Source organism: Trinickia fusca, from assembly GCF_003628145.1.
In the GTDB taxonomy this organism is placed as follows: Bacteria; Pseudomonadota; Gammaproteobacteria; order Burkholderiales; family Burkholderiaceae; genus Trinickia; species Trinickia fusca.
In genome coordinates, this window is the sequence record NZ_RBZV01000036.1 from 1 (window position 1) to 1,396 (window position 1,396).

The 1,396-nt window shown below is 57.7% G+C and carries 1 protein-coding gene; it reads right to left on the bottom strand.

Annotation, left to right across the window (positions count from 1 at the left end; translation table 11 throughout):
* Positions 1-260: 260 nt before the first annotated feature.
* Positions 261-1,310 carry an IS110 family RNA-guided transposase gene (locus tag D7S89_RS27035; RefSeq protein ID WP_121281924.1) on the bottom strand — a complete coding sequence of 350 codons (1,050 nt, stop codon included), beginning with the start codon at positions 1,308-1,310 and terminating at the stop codon, positions 261-263.
* Between the last annotated feature and the right edge of the window lie 86 nt (positions 1,311-1,396).

Consider the following 1,396-nt stretch of genomic DNA (forward strand, 5'->3'; position numbering starts at 1 on the left):
GAATATGGCCGAGCAAAAAATGTATGGTCCGCCCCGGCTTTGCAAGCGGGCGTTCTCCGACGAGACAGTTTGCGTAAATGTATCCGGCCTCTCGCGAGTCAGCCGCTTTTGGCGGCAAGGCCATGATGGGATATGCGCGCTCAGTTCCCAATAAGTGGACTGACCTCGAAGGCCGTTTTTTTGTCCCGGGTTTACCGAACGCCGGTGCGCTGTTTCGTCATCAATTGCACGTCTGCAAACCTTGACGGGTGATCGGCAGCCTACTGCACTTGCGGCTGCCGAAGATAAAACGTTCCTCGTCGCGTGAGGATGGTCCATGCGATACGCGCGAGCTTGTTGGCCAGTGCGACGATGACCTTGTTGCGGTGTATACCCTTCGCCTCCATCTGCGAAATCCAGAGTCCGAGATGGTCCTTGGTCCGATCGAGATGCAGGACGCACGCTCGGGCACCGTGGATCAACAGCTTGCGCAGATATGGATTGCCTCGCTTGGTAATCCCTAGCAAGTGCTGCTTGCCTCCGGTGGAGAATTCGCCGGGAACAAGGCCTAGCCAGGCAGCGAAATGGCGTCCGGATTTGAACTGCGTACCGGTACCGGCGAAGGCAGTAATCGCGGTTGCGGTCAGATGCGCGATACCCGGTACCGAGATCAGTCGTGTGGCGACATCGTCGGCCCCTGCGATTGCTTCGATCTGGCGGCGTAATTGCAAAAGGCGTGCCTCAATGGAGCGGTGTTCCTGCCACTGCTCCTGCAACAGATCGCGCATCGCAGGCGTTAGACCGTTGCCGTCGTCGGCGAGGATGCTTGGCATATCTCGAACGAAGTATGCGGGGCCGGCTCCGATAGTCAGGCCATACTCGAGCAAAAATGCACGAGCCTGATTGACGATGGCTGTCTTGCTGGAAACCAGTCTTTGCCGAACTCGATGTAGTGCCTGCAGATCGAGTTGTGCTTCTGTCTTCGGCTGCGTGAAGCGCATGGTGGGACGAGAAATCGCCTCGGCAATAGCCTCTGCGTCGACGATATCGGTCTTGTTCGACTTAACAAACGGTTTGACGAACTGTGCGGGAACGATACGGACTTGATGTCCCTGATCAATCGCTTTGCGAGCGAGCCAGTTGCTACCAGGGCACGCCTCCATCCCGATGATCGTTGGTGACGCACGCGCCAGGAACTCGAGCAGTCGCTCACGCGTAAATCGGTTCCGGAACACCGGTTTGCCCTTGGCGTCGAGTCCGACGACGTGGAACACGGACTTCCCGATATCGATGCCCATGCGGGCGATCGCAGTAGAGCATTGCTGGCTCATGGCACACCTCCGAGGACAGAAACAGGCGTCGGCCCAGATTACGCGATTATGGGAGGGGCGGACCATCCTATTAATGGATAGCGCAC